23 protein-coding genes and 1 pseudogene are annotated in these 23,086 nt (G+C 42.6%); 4 read left to right on the top strand and 20 right to left on the bottom strand.

The genetic code is table 11. The features are described 5' to 3' along the window. Window positions 1-271: 271 nt before the first annotated feature. Window positions 272-841 carry a glycerol-3-phosphate responsive antiterminator gene (locus BVI01S_RS05730; RefSeq protein ID WP_034756381.1) on the top strand — a complete coding sequence of 190 codons (570 nt, stop codon included), beginning with the start codon at window positions 272-274 and terminating at the stop codon, window positions 839-841. Window positions 842-878: 37 nt separating this feature from the next. Here BVI01S_RS05730 and BVI01S_RS05725 read toward each other — a convergent pair whose 3' ends face one another. Further along, window positions 879-1,418, bottom strand: a complete 540-nt coding sequence (locus BVI01S_RS05725; RefSeq protein ID WP_244886880.1) for an MgtC/SapB family protein — start codon at window positions 1,416-1,418, stop codon at window positions 879-881. 386 nt (window positions 1,419-1,804) lie between these two features. Between BVI01S_RS05725 and BVI01S_RS05720 the strand changes: the two genes are divergently transcribed. Next, complete coding sequence (locus tag BVI01S_RS05720) at window positions 1,805-4,789, top strand: lamin tail domain-containing protein (protein ID WP_167562099.1); 2,985 nt, start codon at window positions 1,805-1,807, stop codon at window positions 4,787-4,789. Window positions 4,790-4,964: 175 nt separating this feature from the next. Here the strand turns inward: BVI01S_RS05720 and BVI01S_RS05715 are convergent, their stop codons facing one another. The 8 genes and pseudogenes from BVI01S_RS05715 to BVI01S_RS05675 form a co-directional block, all read right to left on the bottom strand. Beyond that, window positions 4,965-5,930, bottom strand: a complete 966-nt coding sequence (locus BVI01S_RS05715; protein WP_061809592.1) for a DUF2268 domain-containing putative Zn-dependent protease — start codon at window positions 5,928-5,930, stop codon at window positions 4,965-4,967. A gap of 358 nt (window positions 5,931-6,288) precedes the next feature. Further along, window positions 6,289-6,834 (bottom strand): annotated as a pseudogene (locus BVI01S_RS23250) (GNAT family N-acetyltransferase). A 61-nt stretch (window positions 6,835-6,895) separates the two neighbouring features. Beyond that, window positions 6,896-7,126: a hypothetical protein gene (locus BVI01S_RS22905; RefSeq protein WP_061809591.1), complete on the bottom strand. Its 231-nt coding sequence runs from the start codon at window positions 7,124-7,126 to the stop codon at window positions 6,896-6,898. A 115-nt stretch (window positions 7,127-7,241) separates the two neighbouring features. After that, complete coding sequence (locus BVI01S_RS05700; RefSeq protein ID WP_061809590.1) at window positions 7,242-7,748, bottom strand: GNAT family N-acetyltransferase; 507 nt, start codon at window positions 7,746-7,748, stop codon at window positions 7,242-7,244. A gap of 208 nt (window positions 7,749-7,956) precedes the next feature. Beyond that, window positions 7,957-8,349 carry a DUF3139 domain-containing protein gene (locus BVI01S_RS05695; RefSeq protein ID WP_061809589.1) on the bottom strand — a complete coding sequence of 131 codons (393 nt, stop codon included), beginning with the start codon at window positions 8,347-8,349 and terminating at the stop codon, window positions 7,957-7,959. 529 nt (window positions 8,350-8,878) lie between these two features. After that, entirely contained in the window at window positions 8,879-10,150 is a 1,272-nt protein-coding gene (locus BVI01S_RS05685; protein WP_061809587.1) for a PucR family transcriptional regulator, read from the bottom strand. Window positions 10,151-10,256: 106 nt separating this feature from the next. Next, entirely contained in the window at window positions 10,257-11,888 is a 1,632-nt protein-coding gene (pruA, locus tag BVI01S_RS05680) for an L-glutamate gamma-semialdehyde dehydrogenase (protein ID WP_061809586.1), read from the bottom strand. Between the two features lie 39 nt (window positions 11,889-11,927). Further along, a complete protein-coding gene (locus BVI01S_RS05675) occupies window positions 11,928-12,845 on the bottom strand; it encodes a proline dehydrogenase family protein (protein ID WP_061809585.1) in 918 nt (305 codons plus the stop codon). Between the two features lie 241 nt (window positions 12,846-13,086). Between BVI01S_RS05675 and BVI01S_RS22480 the strand changes: the two genes are divergently transcribed. Beyond that, complete coding sequence (locus BVI01S_RS22480) at window positions 13,087-13,248, top strand: hypothetical protein (protein ID WP_156477303.1); 162 nt, start codon at window positions 13,087-13,089, stop codon at window positions 13,246-13,248. Between the two features lie 24 nt (window positions 13,249-13,272). After that, window positions 13,273-13,563, top strand: coding sequence for a hypothetical protein (locus BVI01S_RS05670; protein WP_061809584.1), 291 nt, complete (start codon window positions 13,273-13,275; stop codon window positions 13,561-13,563). A gap of 380 nt (window positions 13,564-13,943) precedes the next feature. Here the strand turns inward: BVI01S_RS05670 and BVI01S_RS05665 are convergent, their stop codons facing one another. The 11 genes from BVI01S_RS05665 to BVI01S_RS05615 form a co-directional block, all read right to left on the bottom strand. Next, the gene (locus tag BVI01S_RS05665) at window positions 13,944-14,729 is read right to left on the bottom strand and encodes an HAD-IIA family hydrolase (protein ID WP_061809583.1); all 786 of its coding nucleotides are present in this window, start codon (window positions 14,727-14,729) and stop codon (window positions 13,944-13,946) included. A gap of 117 nt (window positions 14,730-14,846) precedes the next feature. Further along, on the bottom strand, window positions 14,847-15,587 hold the full coding sequence (locus tag BVI01S_RS05660; protein ID WP_061809582.1) for an MBL fold metallo-hydrolase: 741 nt from the start codon (window positions 15,585-15,587) through the stop codon (window positions 14,847-14,849). 11 nt (window positions 15,588-15,598) lie between these two features. Further along, on the bottom strand, window positions 15,599-16,408 hold the full coding sequence (locus BVI01S_RS05655; protein ID WP_061809581.1) for a carbohydrate ABC transporter permease: 810 nt from the start codon (window positions 16,406-16,408) through the stop codon (window positions 15,599-15,601). Window positions 16,409-16,422: 14 nt separating this feature from the next. After that, a complete protein-coding gene (locus BVI01S_RS05650; RefSeq protein ID WP_061809580.1) occupies window positions 16,423-17,313 on the bottom strand; it encodes a carbohydrate ABC transporter permease in 891 nt (296 codons plus the stop codon). Window positions 17,314-17,404: 91 nt separating this feature from the next. Continuing rightward, on the bottom strand, window positions 17,405-18,679 hold the full coding sequence (locus tag BVI01S_RS05645) for an ABC transporter substrate-binding protein (protein WP_061809579.1): 1,275 nt from the start codon (window positions 18,677-18,679) through the stop codon (window positions 17,405-17,407). A gap of 251 nt (window positions 18,680-18,930) precedes the next feature. Continuing rightward, entirely contained in the window at window positions 18,931-19,446 is a 516-nt protein-coding gene (locus BVI01S_RS05640; RefSeq protein ID WP_061809578.1) for an MgtC/SapB family protein, read from the bottom strand. 222 nt (window positions 19,447-19,668) lie between these two features. After that, window positions 19,669-20,142 (bottom strand): DUF6516 family protein, encoded by a 474-nt coding sequence (locus BVI01S_RS05635; RefSeq protein WP_061809577.1) that lies wholly within the window; start codon window positions 20,140-20,142, stop codon window positions 19,669-19,671. Next, window positions 20,123-20,857 (bottom strand): hypothetical protein, encoded by a 735-nt coding sequence (locus BVI01S_RS05630; protein ID WP_034756350.1) that lies wholly within the window; start codon window positions 20,855-20,857, stop codon window positions 20,123-20,125. The genes BVI01S_RS05635 and BVI01S_RS05630 overlap by 20 nt, the downstream gene beginning before the upstream one ends. A gap of 75 nt (window positions 20,858-20,932) precedes the next feature. Further along, window positions 20,933-21,223: a DUF3784 domain-containing protein gene (locus tag BVI01S_RS05625; protein ID WP_061809576.1), complete on the bottom strand. Its 291-nt coding sequence runs from the start codon at window positions 21,221-21,223 to the stop codon at window positions 20,933-20,935. Between the two features lie 163 nt (window positions 21,224-21,386). Beyond that, window positions 21,387-22,430 carry a DUF4030 domain-containing protein gene (locus BVI01S_RS05620; protein WP_061809575.1) on the bottom strand — a complete coding sequence of 348 codons (1,044 nt, stop codon included), beginning with the start codon at window positions 22,428-22,430 and terminating at the stop codon, window positions 21,387-21,389. Beyond that, window positions 22,408-22,932: an RNA polymerase sigma factor gene (locus BVI01S_RS05615; RefSeq protein WP_061809574.1), complete on the bottom strand. Its 525-nt coding sequence runs from the start codon at window positions 22,930-22,932 to the stop codon at window positions 22,408-22,410. The genes BVI01S_RS05620 and BVI01S_RS05615 overlap by 23 nt, the downstream gene beginning before the upstream one ends. Window positions 22,933-23,086: the final 154 nt, after the last annotated feature.

Genomic DNA, 23,086 nt, shown 5'->3' with positions numbered 1-23,086 from the left:
CTTTGTATCGAAGCGTTTTTTCTCTTTTCTATCATTACTATTTGTTCATGATCAATGACCACAAACTGTTTCTTTTATGAAAGTCAAACATCTATAAAACTCCAATATTAACTATTCTCATGTCTCATGACGAATTAAGCGGAATGCTTCCGCCTATTGATCAGCTCTGGTTCTTTACCGTTTCTTACAACCGATAATTGTATGAGGCATCTTTTACAACTATGCTATACTAAAAGAAAAAATATTCAGACTTTTCAAAGGGGCCAATTACATGAAACCAAACATTATCGACATCGTCCAATCCCAGGTCATCGCTTCCATCAAGGAGGAAAAGGACCTCGACAAAGCCATACAGTCAAACGCCAACATCGTCTTCATTCTTACGGGCAATTTGATTACGATGAACGGCTATTTGAAAAAGCTGAAGGAAGCCGGTAAAACTACGTTTATCCATATTGATTTCATCGATGGGCTGTCCAATACGAAGAGTGCCATTAAATACATAGCAGAAATTTGGAAGCCGGCTGGCATCATTACGACAAGAAGCAACCTGATCAAGTATGCAAAGGAAGAAGGATTGATGACAATTCAGCGCCTTTTTCTCATCGACCGAAATGCCCTTGAGAAGGGGATTGACATCTCCCATAACTGCAAGCCCGATGCCATTGAAGTCCTACCTGGTCTCATGCCTTCTATTATTGATAAACTCACGACTATGACAACCCTCCCCATCATTGCTGGTGGCTTGATCAGTAATAAACAGGATATTCTGAATGGGTTGAGTGCCGGCGCCCTCGCTATTTCTTCCGGGGATCCGAAGCTTTGGAATCTGGATGTTTGACTAGAAAGGACTGGAACTCCTTTGAGTTCCAGTCCTTTTAGGTCCCTACCTTTTTTTCTGCATCGTCTTCTTTTCTTTTTTTCCCAATCCATGGGAGGCGGACTCGTACGATTGTGATCTCCCGCTCTTCAAAGATGTTTCCTATTTTTGTAATGATGAAGGTTACCAGTGTGGCAAAGATGACGAGGGAATAGAATCCCGCTCCAATGCCGATACCGACTCCCCCCACGTAGAAAATCATTGCTGCTGAAGTGAGTCCCTTTACCCTTAGTCCGTCCTTCAGGATTACGCCTGCCCCAAGGAATCCCAGACCGGATACGATCTGAGCGGCAAGACGGAACGGATCCATCATCTTTCCGCTCCCCGGTTGACTGAGCATCTCGGCACCTTCGATCGAGACGATCGTGATCAAGGTGCATGCTACTGATACATACGTATATGTTTTCAAACCCGCGGGTTTATTTTTGGATGTCCGGTCCCACCCGATGATAAACCCCAATATTGCGCTCACGACAATCCGGAAATAAATATCATGCTGCCAGAAAAATCTTGTTACTTCACTCATGTAATGCCCCATGACCTCTTCCTCCTTAAATGAAAAAAAGACCGCGCCACAAAACGAATACATGATTTCTCCACATTATTGTGAAAAAAATCAAACCATTCGCTTCATAGGGGGATCTCTTCTACTCTTCCTACCAAGCTTCATCTTATTCCTTTCATCATACACCAATTCCCTCTTCATTTCAATAATATATCTAAAAATTCAAAATATACACTAAATTAAATCTAAATGCCCATTTCCTCAATCGTGGGTCTATTGTATGATGGAATTAAACAGTCAATATAGCGGGTAGAGATGAGGAGAACCCTGTGTCAATCGTGTGTACGGTCATCGTGCACCCCATTGCCATGGGGTTCTTTTCTTTTTTACATAAACAATAAAAGAAGGAGGAAATGATGTTGAAAAACCACTCAATCACCCGGATAGCCGCCTTTGTTGCTTTAGCTTTCACCGGACTGCTACTGCTTCAGGTCCACAACGCAAGTGCGCAAGAAACCAACCCGCCCCTTATCATTACGGAAATCGTCACCAAATCTGCAGGGTCAGGACAGCCCTATGAGTACGTCGAAATCTTTAATACCACCACAGAAGCCATCAACCTTCAAGACTATCAGCTTCAATACTTCACAAGTAACTTCTCAAGCCCTGCCAACCGCTGGCCCATCGAAGATAAAATCATCCAGCCGAAAGATTCCCTCGTCCTTTGGTTAAAGAAATTAGCCTATCCTGATGTACCCCTTTGGGACTTCAACTCCAATTATGAGATGAACCTCACGCCCGAGGATGTATACGAAGTCAAGCTGACCTCAACTGGTCAGGGATTGCATGACAGCAGCCTGCGTCAGGTAGGAATTGCGAACGCAGACGGCACGATCCTCAGCACCGCTCTGATCAATGATGGCGAAGTCGATGGCATCACGAACCGGAGCATCACCTATCAGGCCACCGGCTCTGCTGCGATGACCAAGATGAAAAACGATGAACAGCCGACTCCAGGCGTCGTTCTGACCAGACAGGTAGCTGGTCCCTCGACACCTGCAAACCTGACCGCAACTCCAGCCAACCAGTCGGTTACCCTTGAGTGGGAAGCGACAGATGGTGCTGTTTCCTATCAAGTCTACCAATCTGATGGATCGATTACTTCCACGGACGCTGCCACATCAATCATAAACGGGTTGGAGAATGGAAAGACCTATACATTCCGGGTGACATCCGTGGACGCAGAAGGAAATGAATCCCCGGCAACTAAAGAAGTCCACGCTGTCCCACAAGAGGTCGTGGACAGCGTAGCCCCAGCCACGCCTTCCGGATTGAAAGCAACTCCAGGCAAGGATCATGTCAAGCTGCTTTGGAATGCCAATCCTGACAGTGATCTTGCCGGATACCGCATCTACATCAACGGGACGCTTTACGGGACAGTTCATGCTGACCAAAATAGCCTGAACGTATCCCCTCTGGAATTGAACAGGGAGTATTCTTTCAAAGTAACGGCAATCGACCACGTCGGAAACGAATCGGAACCGACCAAACCACTCGTCACAGGCCCGAGTGAAAATGTCCCGACACCAAACCTGCTGATCACGGAATTGCTTCCGAATACAGATAACTATGCAGGTTATGATGCATTTGAATACTTCGAGCTTTATAACAACAGCCCCGACCCAATCGATTTAAAAGGATATCGGTTCGCGTCCTACAACTGGGATGAAGAAATCGGGGACACTCATATCTTAAAGCCTTGGGATACGGTAGTGATCTGGACCAGGAACACTGCCATCAGCCCTATCTCCCTTGAAGCGTTCAACTATAACTATTTTTATTCTTATAGTAGTAAGTATCTTCAGGAAGAGGATATCATTGTCCTCAGTGATATCGCCGGCCTGGTCAACGGCGGCAATACACTGACCGTTTACGACCCTGATGGAAGGGAAGTAGTAAGGGCCGATTATTCAGGAGAGGACGTTTCCCTAAAACAAACCGTCACCTATTCCTATCCAAAGGATAATACCCGGACGATGGAAAAATTGGCTGCGGGTCAAAGTCCGACACCTGGATGGGTCATAGAAGATCAAGCACCTGATCGTCCCGTGTCAGATGAAGCAGCACCGCAAACACCGACCAACGTGAAAGCCACTGCAGGCAACGGGGAAGCCGTTTTAACATGGGACGCTTCCAGTGAAACCGATCTATATCGCTATCACATTTACAAAGATGGAGAACTTGAATATTCCGTCGATCCATCCCAGACCGACTTTACTCTTTACACGCTAGTCGGTCATCAAACATACACGTTACAAGTAAGCGCTGAGGATACATCAGGAAACATATCAGAGAAATCAGATCCCGTAACCGTCACACCGGATCATCAGATCATCACCCAGGTGGAACGGTCCCAGCATGAAAAAGATCCCGCCTATCAGGACCTTTGGGATATCAGTACCGACGGCCCGGTGATCGCCGGACTATCAGAAGGTCTTGTTCCACAAGGATTGTCCTATTACAAGAAAAAAGACTGGCTCCTTACCATCGGCTACATCGATGATGGGATCCGACCGGGTACCATAACCGTTACAGACCGCACAACCGGAGCACTAGTGAAATCCGTTGTCCTCTACAATACGGACGGCACACCTTACACCGGGCATGCAGGCGGTGTAACCGTCAGTCGTGATCACGGCTGGGTCGCATCAGAGAATCACTTATTCAGCTTCAATTTAAGCGACCTGGTCAATGCACCAAACAACGGCGAAATCCAGTTCACCAAACAGATCCCCATCCCCGTCGAAGCGGCATACACCGTCTATGATGAAGGCATCCTTTGGGTCGGGGAATTCTATGAAGCAAGCTCATACCCGACCGATCCCTCCCATCACATCGAGAACAGGGACGGAGACATGCACTACGCATGGATGATCGGATACGATCTGGAACGAAACAACGACATGCTGAGTAAAGAGCAGTGGAATGGCTCGCCTGACCATAACGCCGTTCCCGAGTACGTACTCTCCACGACTGGAAAAGTCCAGGGAGCCATCATGCAGAAGGCAGCAAGAAATGGCGTCACCCTCAGCACTTCCTATGGCAGGGCAAACGACAGTGTTCTGTATCGCTATGAATATCCGTTGAAGGAAGACCCTCATGCCTATGCCACTGTAGAAGGAAAACAAGTTCCATTATGGTTCCTGGATGGTCACACGGCCAAACCCCGTCAGAGTGTCGAAGCCATCCCGATGCCAGAGGGAATAGTAGAAATACAAAAAGAACTCTACGTCGTATTTGAATCCGGTGCCAACAAATACCGCTACACCACCACCTACCCGATGGACCGGATGCTTAAGATTGATATGAAGAAGTTGATGAAGGATGATAAGGGGATTGAGTAGCATATGGATAAAAGGGTTTACTTGTGAGGTGTAAACAGATAAATAACGTATAAAATCTGATATAAAATCACACAAATCCCCCTGAGTGAACCACAGTATAATTCTCAAACAAAAGGACCGACTTTAAAGTCGGTCCTTTTAAGATTTAAGTAATGTCTTATTCAATTAAAGTTAATTATTCAGTGAATGCGTAATCGCTCCCTTTTAAAATTGCCTCTGCTTCTAACTGAGTCCACTCTTTAAGTGATGCATCAGGATGATTGTCAACATAGCTTTCAACAATCAAATATCCCATTCGATAGGTTGACCAGATTGGAATCTCTTTTACCCGATTGCCCATTCTAAAATCAGTATATGTAGCGCTGTCCACTGTATTTAAATTCTCTTTTAAACCTTCTAAAATTATAGCTTTGGACTCTTCGGTTAAGGGTTCTTGTATCCAAGGGGGAGTTTTATCTGGATAAATACTTCTAGCAAATACATCAGCCCCTCCTTCAGTTATGAAGGAATCTATTAAAGTCTTTCTTAATTCATTATTCTCTCTCCGTATAGTATGATGATACTCGTGTGCCACCACATACTTTAACTCTTCTTCAGAAAAAGAGGGGTCAATGTTAATTAAAACAGCATTTTCATCTAATGCAACGCCACTCACTCCCTCCATATTTTGAATTGGGAAAACATCTTCAGGAGAGATTGGCATTATAAAAATAGTCTTATCAGTCCCTCCCAGTTCCTGAGAGGATTTTAATAATGATTCTTTAATTAAGCTGTTGATTAACTCCTGATTCTTCAAGAGTTTGATGGTATTCTCTTCTAGTTTCTCAATCTGATTAGTTGGAGAGAAGTAAGAGAAGTACCCATTTGACATATGGATTTCTTCCTCTGAGACAATATCCTGAAAAGGTTTGATTACGCTATCAATATAAACTTGTTTATTGTCTGGTGATTTAGCTCCCTTCATTTCCTTTGTATAATTTAAGACTTCCTCATATAAAGGGATAATACGAAAGTTTTGTTCGTTGTTAGAAAACTCCACTCTTTCCTGTGAAGGTAATTCTTCATTATCACTCTTATTAGAGCAACTAACAAGAAGAAATAGAATAGTAACTATTTTTAATAGGGGAAATACTTTCTTCACCGTATCACTCTCCTTTTCATACTTACAGCCTTTTTATTTAAATACGCACAAATATGGTGAAAAGTTTCAAAAAATGTAAAAAAGAGTTATCATGATGACAACTCTACCATTACAAATGGGGCTTATGAAAAAAGCTATTAGGCACGCGATGCTCCAACTCCCTAAAATGCTAAACAAATCAGAACCTCTTACCATTAAAGAAGCAAAAAAATGATGATGATATTCACGTATTTGGGGTTTATTAGTCTTTGAAGAGTCTTGCCGATGAAGTCAATTGCGAATGCCGCTAATGTTGAATTGATTATTAGAATCACTGTAAAAGCAATTTTATGTTTTTTCTTATGCCGTTAAAGCCCCGTTACTTGAATAACTTATACCAGTACAAAGTGGTTTCAATATTAGGATTATAGGACTGCTTCAATGTGTCAACTCCACCTAGTATGAACCCTTGTTTCACATAAAATCTGCATGCACCGAGATTATCATCCTGTGCTTCCAAGGACATTCCGATAAGTTCTCTTTGTTTCGCCCACTCTTCTGCTTTCTTTAATAGCAACGCTCCGACTCCACTGCCTCTATAATCTTTTTTAGTAGCTATGTTTTCAATATAACAGAAGCGATTCCAATCCTTCACTACTCTAATTTGCCCAATGCATTCATTATTCTTATAAGCTAAAAATAGAGCTTTATCTTCACTGTTTATTTATTGGCTCCAATCAAGTTTATCATCCGGGAAACGAATATCTTTGGTTTCATCAAATAGTTTTTCTTCAAAAGACCATTTCCCTGATTGAAAACTGGGTACAAGCCTTCCAAACACTTTAAAAGAATCATTTGTTTGATTGATGTCATCAATTAATTCATCCTTTAAAGGAGAAATAATGAGTTTACCTTCACTACCCAATAATACGCACTTCCTTTATTGATGTTTTGAAACTGCATTATTTAATGATCATTCAACCCTATCATCCAAAGTGATGATGAAAATACCAAACAACAAGAATCATACAAACAATTCCCCAAACAGTCGTACTCGCTATCCACCAAATGATGGATTTAGCTTTCACTGAGCTCTTCTCATCTTCCGAATTTGCTTTTATATATGCGAGCTTATTTTCCATACTTGTTTTCATAGAAGTGAGCACAATATATCCGATTATAATGAAGCCAATAGTGATCCAGAGTAATAAGTCCACTTGATATACCTCACTTTGTTTGGGAATTAGTTTTCCCCTTCAATTATCCAGCCCACCCAACAATTTAATAAGGGCAAAAGTCGGATCAAATAGTTGATCTTAAGTTATTTGATATCTAAAGATCACGCATGTTCCAAACAACTTCTTCTCCATCTTCTTTCCAGGTACTATGGTGGCGTATGAAACCAATCTTTTCAAGAACTCGAAAGGAAGCAATATTCCAAGACCCAACAGTAGCCCACAGACGTTTACGCCCAGTTGCGCCCGCAGCTTCTATAATTGCTGATGCAGCTTCTGTTGCATAGCTTTTCCCGTGGACACTTTTGAACAGTTCATAAGCAATTTCCGGCTCTTCTATAGTAGAACGACCAATAATTAATCCACAATACCCAATCATATCTCCTTCATTTTTGCGTCGGATTGTAAGTGCACCTATACCACTTTCCAGTGCTCTATCACGTAAACTGATAACATGTTGGCGTGCATCTTCAAGAGTTGGCTTATCAACTCCACGTTCCCCAACAAGTTCCCTATACCAAAATGCATCTGATTCCTCCCATATACTCAAGTAAAGCCGTTCAGTCATTATTTCAAAATCCATTATTGAGAATCCACTTGTCATCTGATAACCTCCTTGTCGATTTTTGGGGAACGGGCGATAGGAAAAGATAGAGTAAAAACCGTCTCCACTCTACTCTTAAATCACACCAAAATTAGCAGCAGATATAGCAGTGTAAATATCTCTTTTTTTACAGTAATATAATCAGACCTAAAATGGATCTGTCCTTTTTGTCTATATTCCTTCTTATGCGGTTAAAACCCTCTATGACTTAAAAACAATTTTTAATCATATGTTTTCTTTCTTCGGTATATTTCATTTCATACGCCCCTGTTCCTTCGCTGTAATAACTACATTCTTGCTGAATTTTCCCTGTTTCTCTCCATTGCATATATACATATTTTTCCTTAGGCTCATCTTTAAAAATAACGTAAGCAAATGTGCCTTTGATTCTATTCGTATTTAACTTCATACTGTATTCTGCTTCAATTGATAGAAAATCTTCTTCTGTATAGCCATTTCCCAACAAATGTTCTTTGACTTGTTTTTCCATTAAATAATCCCTTATAAAGTTTCCATATAATGCATCATAAATAATCATTGGGACTCCAACAACAACGAAACAAACTAACACAATAATTATTGGTTTTATGTATTTCTTCAAAATACAACCCCCTCAAGTCACTCGAAATTTTTTCGTTGATTAATATTAATAGCAACAAGATACACCATAATCGAAAACAAGATGTTCGAGGATAATGCGATTGCAGACAACAGATTTTGAACATTAAATATGAGCAGAAATGTTATTGTCACCAATACACTAACGAATAAAGGATACGTTACGTTTAATCGCTTATACATTTTGTAGAGAAGCAACGCAAAAGCACTCACCAATAACAACATTATGAATATTTGAAATATCATAAGTGGAAATAACTCCATAATCCCCTCCTTATTTAGTGTAATTTTACACCTATAGGGTGATTTTATCAATTAATTATTTTCCATCATTTACATTTCGGAACGGTTCTTATTCTTCTTTTCTAGATGGTATCGTGCTTATGGCCCAAAGAAAAAAATCCGAACGATGAGTCGACATTCATTCATGAACATCGAATTCGTTCGGATTTTTATCCTTTGTTATAAGCATATAAAATGTACTTTACAGGGAAATCAACAGAGGTGTCACATTAGATCCCCTTCAACGCATCCTTATACCGCTGATAATAAGCCTCCACATTATTCAACAGCAACAACTCCGTATACAAATACACCTTCATATTAAAATCATTAAAATCAATCACCGTCAGTTCCTGGATTTTTTTAATCCGATAATTCAACGTATTCGGATGAATAAACAATTCATTCGCCGTCTGTTTCCCCTTCCCGTCATTCGCCAGGTACACCTCAAGTGTCTTAAGCAAATCTGTCTGCTTCTTTACATCATTCTTTATCAATACCAGCAGATCATCACTGTAATAATCCTTTGACGTGTTCTTCTCATAAAGGGTCGGCAAGTACCGGTAAATACCCAGATGGGCAAATTCCCGTGGCATGGATTCAGGACGCGGGCTGATGAAGTTAGCCGTTTCAATGACTTCTGATGCTTCCAGGAAGCTTTTTCTCATTTGATATAAGGTGGTGTATTCCTTCCCGATTCCGATCAGGAAGTTGTAGAATTCTTCTTCGCCTGTTTGCTCTTTCACCTTTTCAACGAGGTCTCTCGCTAGTTCCAGGGAAGAAGACGGTGTGTCTGCATTGCCGTAGAGAACGAGGATCACCTGGTATTCCGTCCGTAGTGAATAAATCTTTGTGTTAAAGCTGGATTCCTGGACCAGCTTCTCCAGTTGGTCGAGCATAGGCTTATAGTCCGACGATGCGATTGAGTACACCGCTACCGTGAACCGTTCAGGCAGGGTCAGCTTGACGAGGGAGGCATCATGGCGGAGCTGGCTTTCACTTCCGTATTCGTGCTGCAGGAGATGCCACAGTACTTCTTCTTTTCTGTCTTTTTTGATATTGACCTTTGCGTACATATCATTGATCAGGTTTCCAAGATGTGCGGAGATCTCTTCAAGGAAACCGAGCTCTTCATTTTCGAGAAGGCGGTTGGATTCCTGAACCCAGATGTATCCCATCGTGTTTCCCAGATATTTTGCGGCGATGACGACGCGCTGGTGAAATCCTAGTTCTTCCATCGCCTGCACCCGGATCGGATCCGTGTGTTTTTCGAGCTGGTGGACGATGCCCTCTTTTTTCAGTCGATCAATGATGAAGACCGGACATTTTTTCGTGAGGATTGTCTTTAGCTGTGTTTGGTCGAATTTATTAGAAGAGGAACTGTATGAAATCAGCTCGAAATTTTTGTTTTCTATGATGACGGGATTGCCCAGTTTTGAGCTGATCAATTCCGTTGCTTTGTGAATGTCTTCTGTTTGGAGGATGATATCTATTGCTTCCATAGGAATCTTACCTTTCCACGAATGTTTGTGACTCCTATTATAGCGTTAAATTCCCCAATAAAAAATGAAAAGCTCCCCCATGTCGGGAGAGCTTGTCGTATTCGATTTATTCCTCATCCATAAACGGATAAGTAATGTCTGTTGTTGGCGCAAAGTTTTCTTTGATGATACGAGGACTGGTCCAGCGAATCATGTTGAAAACAGAGCCAGCTTTATCGTTTGTACCAGAACCGCGTGAACCGCCGAATGGTTGTTGGTTGATCACGGCACCAGTTGGTTTATCGTTGATGTAGAAGTTACCAGCTGCACCGGATAGACGGCGTTCCAAGTGCATGATCGCTTCACGATCCTGTGCAAAGATCGCACCTGTTAAGGCATACATGGAAGCTGTATCCACTGAAGTCAGTGTTTCTTCTAACTGATCGTTTTCATATACATAGATCGTTAATACCGGTCCAAAGATTTCTTCGGTCATCGTTTTGAAGTTTGGATTCGTTGTCACGATGACAGTCGGTTGAATGAAGTATCCTACAGAATCATCATACGTACCACCGGCAATGATTTCAGCTTCTTCAGAATCAGCCGCGTAGTCGATGTAGCTTGTAATTGAATCAAAGGCAGGTTTATCAATGACCGCACCCATGAAGTTCCTGAAGTCACGGACATCCCCTACTTTAAGCTTCGCCGTTTCTTCCACGACACCATTTTTCACTTCTTCCCACATGCTTGCCGGGATGTAGGCACGTGATGCTGCTGAACATTTTTGACCTTGGTATTCGAATGCACCACGAACAAGTGCAGCGACTACTTTGTCTGCTTGAGCCGTTTCGTGAGCGAAGACAAAGTCTTTTCCGCCTGTTTCCCCAACTAGACGAGGATATGATTTGTAGTTAGTGATGTTTTCCCCGACTGTCTTCCAGATCGTCTGGAACACGCTTGTTGATCCAGTGAAATGGAATCCGGACATGCGTGGATCTGTTAATACCACTTCTGATACTTGTGAACCGCGTGAAGGAACAAAGTTGATGACGCCCTTAGGCAGTCCAGCTTCTTCTAAAATACGCATGAAGTAGTAGTTTGATAGGATAGCGGTTGTTGCCGGTTTCCACACGACTACGTTCCCCATGATTGCAGGTGCTGATGGCAGGTTACCACCGATTGCCGTGAAGTTGAATGGAGAGATTGCTAGTACGAAACCATCTAATGCACGGTATTCCAGGCGATTCCAGATATTTTTCATGCTGTCCGGCTGCATTTGATAGATTTGGTTTGCATAATCCACGCCAAAGCGTAGGAAGTCAGCTAATTCTTGTGCTGCATCAATTTCCGTTTGGTATGCTGTTTTAGATTGGCCTAACATCGTAGCCGCGTTGATGACGTCACGGTATGGACCAGAGATCAGGTCAGCCGCTTTCAGGAAGATGGATGCTCTGTGTTGCCATGGCATATTGGACCAAGATTCCTTCGCAGCCATTGCCGCTTCCACTGCATCGCGAAGTTCTTTTTCTCCAGCTTGTGAATAGGTAGCCAATACATGTTTGTGATTATGTGGCATGACCACTTGCTTCACTGTATCTGTCTTGATTTCCTCACCATTGATGATGACTGGGATCTCAACCTCTAGACCAGCTTGGCGCTCTAATTCAGCTTTTAACGTTTCTCTTTCTTTCGTACCTGGGGCATATGTATTACCAGGCTCATTTGTAGGTGTTGGGATGTTGTAAATTCCGTTACTCATTCTCTTCACGTTCCTTTCTGATTTCATTCTGTCTGGATGTTACTTGCTGAAGATTCCTTTTAATGCGAATGCGATGTTCGCCGGCCGTTCCGCCAGACGTCGCATGAAATACCCGAACCAGTCCTCGCCATATGGAAGGTAAATGCGAACGGTATATCCTTTTTTCAATAAGTCGGTTTGCAGTTGGTTCCGCATTCCGTAAAGCATTTGAAACTCGAAGCGATCATTCGGGATATTGTGTTCTTTCACTAATCCGATTGTGTAATCGATGATCGCTTCGTCATGGCTTGCAATCGCTGTATAATGGCCGTTCAAGAGCTGCTTCTTGATGAGATGCTTCAGGTTCTCATCCACCTTTTTCTTCTCCTGGAACGCCACTTTACCCGATTCATTATATGCACCCTTCACAAGCCTCAAATAAGGGGAATACTGATTGAGATCATCCACATCCTTATCTGAAACATATAGATAGGATTGGATCACCGTCCCCACATTGTCGTACTTTTGACGGAGCTTCTTGTAAACATCAAGGATGGCATGGCACCTCGAGGAATCCTCCATATCGAGAGTGACCGTGATTCCGCTTTCTTTTGCCTTCGACAGAATCAACTCCATGTTTTCCATGACAAGATCTTGACTGATATCCAACCCCAGGGAAGTCAGCTTGACAGAGATTTCAGTCTCAAGCCCATGATAGGCAATGGCACTGATACTCTGGATGCATCCTTGGACATTCTCCCGCACCACATCTGTGGACTGGACGAACTCACCAAGGTGATCCACTGTTACCTGGAATCCCTCCTCGTTCAATTGCGTAATCAATGGAATCGCTTGTAAAAAGGTTTCTCCCCCCACAAGATTGTTAGCCCCAAATTTCGATCCCCACCGTTTGGCCATCTTATCCAATGCCTTATTGTGAGAAAGAAACATGAAAAAACGCTTACTGATTGCTTCCATGATTACAACACCTCCTTATAGTGACTGTTACCTCAAGTGTGAGGTGATTAAACGAAGAAATGTAAATCTTAAGAAAATTATAACGGGAAAAGTGGCTCAGAAACAACGTGCTCGGGACACAAATATTTGTGGGTTGAGTTATGGTGGGAGCACAAAAAGGGGGGCTGGGCTAACGGAATATTTGAAACTTTATATGATGGTTTTCCGTCTAATTAATAAACATATGCTAAGGAGTGTAAATATGGAAAAGCAAAAAGGCATGATACCTTCCATCATCTTCGGTACTATTATTTTGTTGTCTATTCTGGCATTGACCTTCTTTATCTTTAATGGAGAATCATTTCTTGAGGGTATCGGAGACGGATTTACGGATGATGTTTCCATAATGGTTCAAGATGAATAAAAATTCCTCGCAGGGGAGAATGAAATGACACATTTCTTTATGATCCTTATGGGGTTTTTCATTGTCACTTCAAATATTTGTGGGTATTTTTCATATAAGAAAAAGAAAAGCTTATATTCCGCTGCTTTCACTATTTTTCTGCTGGCGGCTTTATTTGCATCAATCGGAGGACTATTGGCATTGTTCATTATTCGAGATGCCTTTGCCGTGTTTTACGGTCTGCAGGTTGGATACTATTTACTTATTAATAGTCTGATTGTTTTATTGATTGCAATTGTAGTAAGTGTCGTAAAAAAATACAACATTGAAAATTGAGTAATTGGGTCATAATGAGTCTGTGCATAGCCCATTGAACATTGATTGCGCAAGATATATTTCTATTATTTTCCAAAAGACGCAAATATGAATGAAAATGACGCAATAAATAAAAAAACGACGCAATTATCCGGAAAATGACGCAATCCCCAATGAAAATGACGCAATTATTGAGAGTTGGAGGTTCCATCTCAACCTTTTCCATTCGATCTTCTTCTGAAATCACTCGAAAAGCAGAGTAAGAAACCGCTCCCCTTTAATACAACACTGACTTCCTCTTTTAGGAACACAAAAAGGGGGTGTGGAGCACAAAAAACCAACGAATTTGACGTTCAAACTCGTTGGTTGCTAGGTGCCCAGCGTAACAGTTTCCCTATTTCTTATATCATTTTATCCGACAACAACCCCTTAACCGACCCCAACACATAATCCGGCGTCCAAACCGTCCCCCTCAAATCCTCCTCCGTGGTGATCCCGCTCAGCACAAGGGCCGTTCTCATCCCCGCTTCAATTCCCATCCGGATATCTGTCTCCAGGCGATCACCGATTATGACGCATTCTTCCGGCTTCAATTGTAATATCTTCAATGCCGCCTTGATGGTCAGGATGGATGGCTTGCCAACCTGCACATCAATCTTTCTTCCCACAACCCCTTCCACAGCGCCGATCATCCCCGCACAGTCCGGCACATCGCCCATCTCTACCGGACAAGTTCTATCAGGATTGGTCGCAATCATCTTTGCACCGAGCTTGATCGACTGGTAGGCAAAGTTCAAATGGTCATAGTGAAAATCCCGATCCCATGACAGCACGACGATATCCACCTCGGCCGGTGTCATTCCTTCCCTGAATCCTGCAAGTGTCAGCTCATCCTTGATGGGCTGCTCCCCAATCACATACAACGTCGCTTTGGGATGATGTTCCTTTAAATAGTCAATCAGCGTAACCGTCGGATTCAAAATATTTTCAAGGTTGGCTTGAATATTAAATTCGTTCAACTTCTCCACATAGCGCTGACGGGACTCAATCGTCTTATTGGTCAAAAACAGCACCTTTTTTCCTTCCTTGAGAAGTGCATTGATGGTGGTGTCTGCTCCCTCTATCAACTGGTTACCGAGATACACGGTCCCATCCAAGTCAAAAATATACCCCTTTAGATTTTTCATTTTTACCCCCTCCAACAAATAAAAAATTCCTTGAGCATGACGATTTCTCCAATTAAACAATTGGATTTTTCGTCATACCCAAGGAATCTCCTCATCTTTATCCTTGTACCTATTCATTTACATGTGCTGCGTCATCAAATCTTCGCCGATGATGACCTTTGAAGACTTGAGCTTCTCCACCTCTTCTTCATACGGTTCGCCGTCGGATAGGTGGACAAGAACAATTTTCCCGATTCTATCCACTTCATACTTTTCAACGATTTCAACAAGACTGCTGTGGTTGCCTGCCGCTTTCCTCGCAGACGTTGCTTCATGGATTAACACATCTATATGGTCATACTCGCCAATCCGTGCGTTGATTTCCGAATCGCTGGAATATATGAGCACCCGTCCGGCACAACGTATTTCAAGCCCGACAGTGGGAACCGAATGCAAGGCCTTAAAGCAGGAAAACGTCATTCCCCCTCCAGACAGAATTTCCGTTTCCCGATCACCATTAAATGTCTCGATTTCAATCGGAAAAGCAATCGGCCACTGATCGGCTTCCATCGTCGATAGCCATTCCTGAAGCTTCCTCTCATTCCGCACGTCACACAGAATCCTTAAAGGCTTTCTCCGATCCTCAAGCCACATCCCCCATAGCAGGGATGGCAGGCCGTAAATGTGATCAATATGAAAATGGGTGAACACGACGGCATCAAGTTCCTTTAAATCCACCTGCAGCTGCTTCAGTTTCCTGCACGGGTTGCCGCTGACATCGACCAGCACATAATACTCATCATTCGAGAAGCAGATGGAGGTATTGTCGCGTTCCGAACCGGGATACGCACTCCCCGTTCCTAAAAAATGAATGTCCATCAGATCCCCTCCTATTTAATTCCTGAGTGCATAAAGCTCGATACGAATTGTTTTTGAAAAAGGAAGAAGGCAATGACCAACGGCATGATGACCATGACCGTCCCTGCAGCAACCATCCCCCACTGAGCTCCCGTTTCATAGGATTGTGCAAATAACGCAAGTCCGACGGTCAATGGGCGGGCCTCCACGGAATCCGTGATGATCAACGGCCACATGAAGTTGCTCCAATGGTGGCTGACCGAGACAAGGGCAAAGGCTATATAGGTCGGTTTCGCCGATGGGATATAGACATGCCAGAGGGTTTGATACCATTTACATCCATCCATTCTTGCCGCTTCATCAAGATCAAATGGAACCTGCTTGAACGTCTGGCGCATCAGGAATACCCCGAACGCCGAAGCCCAATACGGCATCATGACGGCAAGCTTGGTATTTACGAGTCCCAGCTGGCTGATGACCTGGTAGTTCGGAAACAGCAGGATTTCAGGCTGAATCATCAGTTGCAGCAGGAACAGGATGAACAAGACATTCTTCCCGGTAAAGTTCACCCGTGCAAACGCATAGGCTGCAAGGGTAACCGTGACGATCTGAACGATCAACACGCCAAACACGATTACGAACGTATTGAAATAGTATTGCAGAAATGGGGCCGTCTCCCACGCCTGGATGTAGTTTTCAAACGTCGGATTCGTGACCCAGAACGGAAAGCCTCCATTAATCACTTGATTCCCCGGAGAGAAAGAAGTGACGACCACCCAAAGCAGGGGGATGAATGAAAGAATTCCTAGAACAATAATGATTCCATAGTTCAGTTTTTTCATCGTCGCTTCCCCTCCTAATAATGGATTTTTCGATCAAGATATAAATAGTTGAAGGCAGTGATACCGAGCATGATGACGATCAGGATCACGGTCAGCACCGCGGCTTTACCAAGATCCCAGTTCGTGAATGCCGCTTCGTAAATATGGTAGAGTAATAGATTACTGGCATTATCCGGTCCACCTTTGGTCATTATGTACAGGTGGTCGACGTTTTTGAAGGAATTCGTGATCGCCACGATCATGACGAACAACGTCGTCGGCATCAGCAGAGGGAACGTGATATGACGGAACATCTGGAACGGTTTTGCCCCTTCCATCTCAGCCGCTTCGTACACATCACTCGGCAAGTTCTGCAAACCGGCCAGATAGAAGATCATAAAGAAACCCGCATCTTTCCAGATGATCATGACAATCATCGCCACCATGACGGTACCGGGGTCCCCCAACCAGCTTGTATCCCCGCGGCCGAACGTATGGAGAAAGTTATCAAGCAATCCATATTGAGGGGTGTAGATGAAAAGCCAAATATTCGCTACCGCGATGAGCGGAACAATCGTCGGATAGAAAAAGGATGTACGGAGCAAAGCACTTCCCGCCATTTTCTTATTCAACCAGATGGCAAGATACATCGCCAGGAACAGACTCGTGGGTACGGTGCCGATCATGAAGAGGATGTTGTTCAGGATAACCTTCCTGAATATTTCATCTCCAAAGACTTCCTTATACTGTTCCAATCCGGAAAATTGCAGCCTCGTCATCGGACCGCTGTAAAAGCTTAGCTGAATCGACTTGAGCGTCGGATAAAACGTAAACAAGGTTAAAAAGATAAATGAAGGTAACAGCAACCCGTAGGCGAACAGATTATTCCTTGCCCGGGAACTGAATTTTCTATGCTTCGTTGACATCGATCAGTCCCACCTTTCTTGTGAAAGGAGCCCAAGGGCAACACACTGTCCACTTGAGCTCCATTTCTTTCAATGCTTCACCTGCTGCCCTTTACTGAAATGGCTCCAACACGTCTTCTGCTTTCTTCTGTGCGTTATCCAATCCTTCATCCACTGGGCTTTGACCCGTTAAGATCGATTGAATGTTATCATTGAATATCTTCTGCACCTCACCATTTTGATAGGTTGCGAGTTCACTTTCTGCATATTCAAGCTGCTCGCGGGCAACCAGTGCAGGAGGGAATTCCTCTACATATTTCTTCAACACGTCTGTCTCATAAGCCGATTCGGTGGTGGCGACATATCCTGTATCGATGGACCACTGAGCCACTCGCTCCGGTTCAGTCAGGAATTTCATGAACTTGACGGCCGCTTCCTTGTTGGCTTTTGGCAGGTCTTTGAACAAGTAGATATTTCCGCCTCCTGTAGGGGAACCGTACTGCTCATTCGCCGGCAGGAATGACACACCGAAATCAAAGTCCGCATTGTTCTTCACATTCGTCAGGTTCCCCGTCGTATGGTACATCATCGCCGTTTTTCCACTTAGGAAGTCTGAAGGAACTGTCGCCCATTCAATGACACCCTCCGGCATGATTTTATGTTCCTTTCCAAGGGATAACCAGAAATCCATTGCTTCTTTTGCATATGGTGCATTGAAATATACTTCTTTTCCATCCTGGGACATGATATTCTTTTCTGTCTGAAGAGCCAGCGCCTGGAACATCCAGTACTGATAGCCGGTACTTGGAATTTCAAGACCCCACTGGTCCTTTCCGCCATTCTTCGTCAGCTTCTTCCCGTATTGCACGAGCTGATCCCAGTTTTCTGGTGGAGCTTCCGGATCAAGCCCGGCTTCCTTGAATGCATCCTTGTTGTAGTAAAGGACGATCGTGCTACGCTGGAACGGCAAGCTGTACACTTTATCCCCGATGGAAGAGTTCGCCATGAATCCATCATAGAAATCATCCAGATACTTTTCATCGAACATCGGCGTCAATTCCTCAATCAGATCATTCTCAAGCAGCGTAAAAAGGTCGATGGAGAATAATACGGCAAGCTCCGGTGAATTTCCTGCCTGTGCCGATGCCATCACCTGTGTCATTGTCTCGGCATAACTGCCTCCGTATTTCGCATTCACCTTGATGTCAGGATTCTCTTTCTCGAAATCCGCCACAAACCCATCCACGATCTTCGCTACATCCCCACCAACCGCTACCGGGAACCAGAAATCAATTTCAGTCGTTTCTCCTCCAGCGGTATCACTGCTGCTGCATCCGGCAAACACAACCATCAACACTAAAACGAATGATAAAAGCCTGATCTTCATGTCATTTCCTCCCCTTTTTTTTCATAAAAAAACCCATGAACAATAAACTGCAGCACAAAAATGTGGCATGCATTTTATTGGTCACAGGGATTCTCCGCATCTCTACCCTTAGACTAAAACCTGTCTAATATATATGTCTGATTATTCACAATAATACAACATTAACTAAAAGTTGGCAATGAAATTCTTCTTATTTACATATTTTTTACAAAATAAAAAGCGGGAACAGATCATCTGTTCCCACCCTGCATTTAGTCGTCTTTCTCATCATTTTTCTTCCGCAGCTTAGGCAGACTCATCGCCTTGATCTCCCGTTCTTCAAAGAAGTTACCGATCCTCGTCATGATGAAAGTGACAAGGGTGGCGAAGATGACAATCGAATAAAACCCTGCTCCGATACCGATTCCGATACCCCCAACGTAGAAAATCATCGCAGCCGACGTGAGCCCTTTCACCCGCAGTCCATCTTTCAGGATCACCCCTGCACCCAAGAACCCGAGCCCCGATACGATCTGGGCAGCGAGACGGAGTGGATCCATCATCTTCCCGCTATCCGGTTCGCTGAGCATATTAGCGCCCTCGATCGAAACAATCGTAATCAACGTACAAGCCACCGAAACATACGTATAGGTTTTCAAACCGGCCGGCTTGTTCTTCGAAGAACGGTCCCATCCGATGATGAACCCCAACACCGCACTCACCACAATACGGAAATAGATGTCATGCTGCCAGAAGAAGTCCGTTAATTCGTTTATGTAATGCGTCATGATGGCATCCTCCTTAAACAAAAGAGACCCTTACCAAAACGAACCTTCTTATTATAGAAAAATCATACCGTTCGCTTTGTGAGTGTCCCTTCCATACTTCCCATTATGATTCGTTCGTTAAAATTTTCTTTTTATCGTACACTAATTATTTTATGATCGCAATGCTGTAGTTAGTTGGGTGGATGTTCGTGGGAAGAAAAAACCTCTCTAGTTTAGGGGCGATTATATGAATCTATGATTACTGTGGTAAGGGTCTCCACTTATAATATAATCTCTTAAAATAGTAATAACATCCTCTAAAGACTGAACAAAAGTTTCAGTACGCAGAACCTTATTGCCTATTTCATAATGATGGTGATATGGATCAGTACTAATATTGTTATAAGGCGGTTCTGGTTTATGTTGTTTATCAAACGTTGTTAGAAATCGTGATGAAACACCCAACTTGCGTTGACGTTGGGAAAGCTCCCAGCCATATCTAAACTCCTTTAAGTCTTCATTTTCAATTTTTTCATTTATAAAAAGGACAGTTTCACCATACACGTCATGATGCAATAAGGGAAGAACAGCCGTTACTCGTTTAGAACCTTTTGCACTAATTTCAAGTACCTCGGGTTTATTAAAATCAAATACATCCGGATTTGATTCGAAGAGTCGTTGAATATGTTGAATCCGATCATTCTGATTGATCTTCATTTGTAAGTTCCTCTAACTCATCCATTATGTCTTTCCAGTCATAATATTTCTCAGGATCTTCTAATTCATCTGGATTCTTAACTTGGGCGTAGACTTCATAGAAGGATTTATTCCCGTGGCTCTTTTCATACGTACGTTTTTCTTCTTCCAACTCTTTGATGATGTCCAACCGGGTACGGTTACGGATCTTAAATGCTTGAAATATGGCTTGTATGCGCGATGACCACAAGCTTTCCTTCCAATAAAATATTACATGAGCAGGATATCGATTATGTTTATTTGTATCAACCACCTCTAAACCAAGATTTACATAGCGACTTAGAGTAGCCTTAGAAATTTTCAAGCCATTGCAGATCATATTGGAAGAATAAAGATAGTCGTGCTGGTAATCATATTTCAAAGATCCCTTGTCTGAGATAAGTAAGAACAGGGAATCGAGAAAATATTTCGTGACAGCCAAATTCTCCACAGGATGCATCGCCGTATCCCTCAATGCTTCTGACAGTGACACGAGCAAGTTTTTATATTCATCAAGAGCATTCATTTTCTGTTTAAAAACTGTATCTTCAGTGTGTAGTATTTTCCGTACAAAACGATGATGTTTCATTTCAGTGGCATGCGCTAACATAAGAAACACAAATGCAGGGTCTTTTTCATAATCGATGTTATCCAAAATCAAGGCAGCAGAATTTATTTTACCTTCTTCAATAATCATCACAAACCCCTCCTTCATCTATATTTTACCACAAAATGAAACAAAAAATACTTTTCGTTTCATTCAGCGATAACCTCATTTTTTAGCAATCCTACTATTTAATAAAATTTGTGCACTTACTATTATCATTAGTAGACCAATAAACACCCATACACTCAACACATCCATAAAGAAACTAAAAGCAATCGTCCATACCCCCATGACCATAAAGAATATTCCATTCACTTTTCCAAACGCAGCTTCATTCTTGTTGCTGCCTTCCACATATCCTGCCATCAATTTGTAGTAACGTTTTTTCCATACCAACAACCCCATAATAATAGTGAGTATTCCTATTGAAATGAATATTATTTGAGCTACAAACATTTTTTTACATACTTGTATTTCATTTAGTTTCCTCCTTGCAGACAATTCCTAACAGTTATATTTTACCATATTCACAAATCTAAGTTTTTTGGAATTATAAAAAGTAAAAAGCTGTCGAGACTTTCACGACAGCTTTTAATATTAAAGGAGGCATAACAAATTTTCAATCTGTTACCTCCACAAACGACTTCCCATTCTTCAATAAAAATTCAATCGTATACTCGTCATTACGAATTTGCTCTTTCGTTTCAGGTAATGCCAAATAGTCCTTTATTGCTTTTTTGATTTCGTCAATCTGCTCCTGGGGAAGTGGTTTATCCAGATCTGTTTTTATCCACACATAAGAGTGTCCCTCCTTCACTTGATACAAAAGTCCGGCCAATTGATACATCGATTTCCCTGCCATGGCATCATAGATATCAGAAGAGATCATGGACCAACGATTATCCTGCTGACGATGGTTCAAGTTGAAAGTATCCACCTCGACATCTTTGACATCTAGATTCTGTTTTTCTATTTCTTTTTCAATGTCTGCAATGATTTCCTTTGATTCATCAATGTGGTCCGGCATATCGATGGTGACAATCGCTGAAGCACCGGTCCCCTTCATACCTGCTAACTCATACTCAGCTTCTTCAGCATATCCATAGGAAGCGAATACTTCCTTCACGATTTCTCGGACTTGATCATATTCCTTGTTTAAGTCATTGCTTCCCTCATGAGTGGGAATTTCAGGTGCTTCCGTTATCTTTAATTCGTAATCATCATACCCGTTTTCATATAAATAACTGGTGATCTTGGCTTCAAGATCTTCTTTGGCTTGTTTTAATGTGGAATCCCCCAACACGAGTGACACTTCAATGGTGAAGGGAGACGGTGTTGTTCCAACTGAACCTACTCTGTATCCTTCCTTTTCGACTACTTTAAAAAGGTCCGAAGTCAAATTGGGATTGGGTTCTCCGTCTGAAATCTGTGGAGTGATCGTGATTGGTAATACTTTCGCCACAATACTTGCCATGGTCGTTGAGTAGAACGGAGATATGACAAGAAAGAGCATACACGCTGCCGCAATCCATCCATACTTTTTAAAAGAGCTCTTCTTCGTTTCATTTGTGCTCTGCATCATTTTACTTCGAAGCTGTTCTTTTGATCTGTCTCTTACCTTTAGCTGTTCTTCCAACTCTTTAAATGGATCTGTTGATTTCATTGATGACCCCTCCCCTCGTCAAAACCTTCTCCAGTTCAACCAGCGCTCTTCTTAGCGTCATTTTTACTTTACTTTCTGACCAGTTCAACACGTGGGCTGTTTCTGCTGTTGAAAATTCCTTTAACTTTCTTAGGATGATGACATGTTTGTACGTTGGCTTTAATTGTTGAATGGCTCTGTATAACTCTTCCGACTCTTCATTCATCTCGATAATTTGTTCAGGTAACGGCATGCCGTCTTTCTCCTCCATTGTCAGGCCAAGATAGTGTTTCAGCGGATGCTTTTTTCTAAAGTGATCGATTGTCGCATTATGTGCAATGGAGAATAGCCATGTTTTCACAGAAGAGCTCTCTTTAAATTGTTGTTTACTTCTATAGGCTTTTAGAAAGGTCTCTTGTGTTAAATCCTCGGCTTGTTGGTAGTCCCGTACCATTAAAAGTATGTATGTAAGGATCGATTCTCCATATTCATTAAACCATTCATTTAATTCTTGTTGGTCCAAAATTGTTCCCCCTTTCCTTATACACTTAGACGTAAATGGAAGGAAATCGGTCACGTTCAAATTGAATTTTTCAAAATTAAAAGTACGAGACGGTTCCTACTCTACCATTCTCCCAAAAAGCAGGGTATTAACTGTCCCGCAAAAAAGAGAGGTC

Source organism: Rossellomorea vietnamensis NBRC 101237 (genome assembly GCF_001591825.1).
Lineage (GTDB): Bacteria > Bacillota > Bacilli > Bacillales > Bacillaceae_B > Rossellomorea > Rossellomorea vietnamensis.
The sequence above is the reverse complement of the archived record's forward strand: the minus strand, read 5'-3'. Positions and strand labels throughout refer to the sequence as shown.

Excerpts from the sequence above, each read along its gene's own strand:
- BVI01S_RS05730 (WP_034756381.1), top strand. The coding sequence starts at position 272 with ATGAAACCAAACATTATCGACATCGTCCAATCCCAGGTCATCGCTTCC.
- BVI01S_RS05725 (WP_244886880.1), bottom strand. The coding sequence starts at position 1,418 with ATGGGGCATTACATGAGTGAAGTAACAAGATTTTTCTGGCAGCATGAT.
- BVI01S_RS05700 (WP_061809590.1), bottom strand. The coding sequence starts at position 7,748 with ATGACAAGTGGATTCTCAATAATGGATTTTGAAATAATGACTGAACGG.
- BVI01S_RS05685 (WP_061809587.1), bottom strand. The coding sequence starts at position 10,150 with ATGGAAGCAATAGATATCATCCTCCAAACAGAAGACATTCACAAAGCA.
- pruA (WP_061809586.1), bottom strand. The coding sequence starts at position 11,888 with ATGAGTAACGGAATTTACAACATCCCAACACCTACAAATGAGCCTGGT.
- BVI01S_RS05675 (WP_061809585.1), bottom strand. The coding sequence starts at position 12,845 with ATGGAAGCAATCAGTAAGCGTTTTTTCATGTTTCTTTCTCACAATAAG.
- BVI01S_RS22480 (WP_156477303.1), top strand. The coding sequence starts at position 13,087 with ATGGAAAAGCAAAAAGGCATGATACCTTCCATCATCTTCGGTACTATT.
- BVI01S_RS05670 (WP_061809584.1), top strand. The coding sequence starts at position 13,273 with ATGACACATTTCTTTATGATCCTTATGGGGTTTTTCATTGTCACTTCA.
- BVI01S_RS05665 (WP_061809583.1), bottom strand. The coding sequence starts at position 14,729 with ATGAAAAATCTAAAGGGGTATATTTTTGACTTGGATGGGACCGTGTAT.
- BVI01S_RS05660 (WP_061809582.1), bottom strand. The coding sequence starts at position 15,587 with ATGGACATTCATTTTTTAGGAACGGGGAGTGCGTATCCCGGTTCGGAA.
- BVI01S_RS05655 (WP_061809581.1), bottom strand. The coding sequence starts at position 16,408 with ATGAAAAAACTGAACTATGGAATCATTATTGTTCTAGGAATTCTTTCA.
- BVI01S_RS05650 (WP_061809580.1), bottom strand. The coding sequence starts at position 17,313 with ATGTCAACGAAGCATAGAAAATTCAGTTCCCGGGCAAGGAATAATCTG.
- BVI01S_RS05645 (WP_061809579.1), bottom strand. The coding sequence starts at position 18,679 with ATGAAGATCAGGCTTTTATCATTCGTTTTAGTGTTGATGGTTGTGTTT.
- BVI01S_RS05640 (WP_061809578.1), bottom strand. The coding sequence starts at position 19,446 with ATGACGCATTACATAAACGAATTAACGGACTTCTTCTGGCAGCATGAC.
- BVI01S_RS05635 (WP_061809577.1), bottom strand. The coding sequence starts at position 20,142 with ATGAAGATCAATCAGAATGATCGGATTCAACATATTCAACGACTCTTC.
- BVI01S_RS05630 (WP_034756350.1), bottom strand. The coding sequence starts at position 20,857 with ATGATTATTGAAGAAGGTAAAATAAATTCTGCTGCCTTGATTTTGGAT.
- BVI01S_RS05625 (WP_061809576.1), bottom strand. The coding sequence starts at position 21,223 with ATGTTTGTAGCTCAAATAATATTCATTTCAATAGGAATACTCACTATT.
- BVI01S_RS05620 (WP_061809575.1), bottom strand. The coding sequence starts at position 22,430 with ATGAAATCAACAGATCCATTTAAAGAGTTGGAAGAACAGCTAAAGGTA.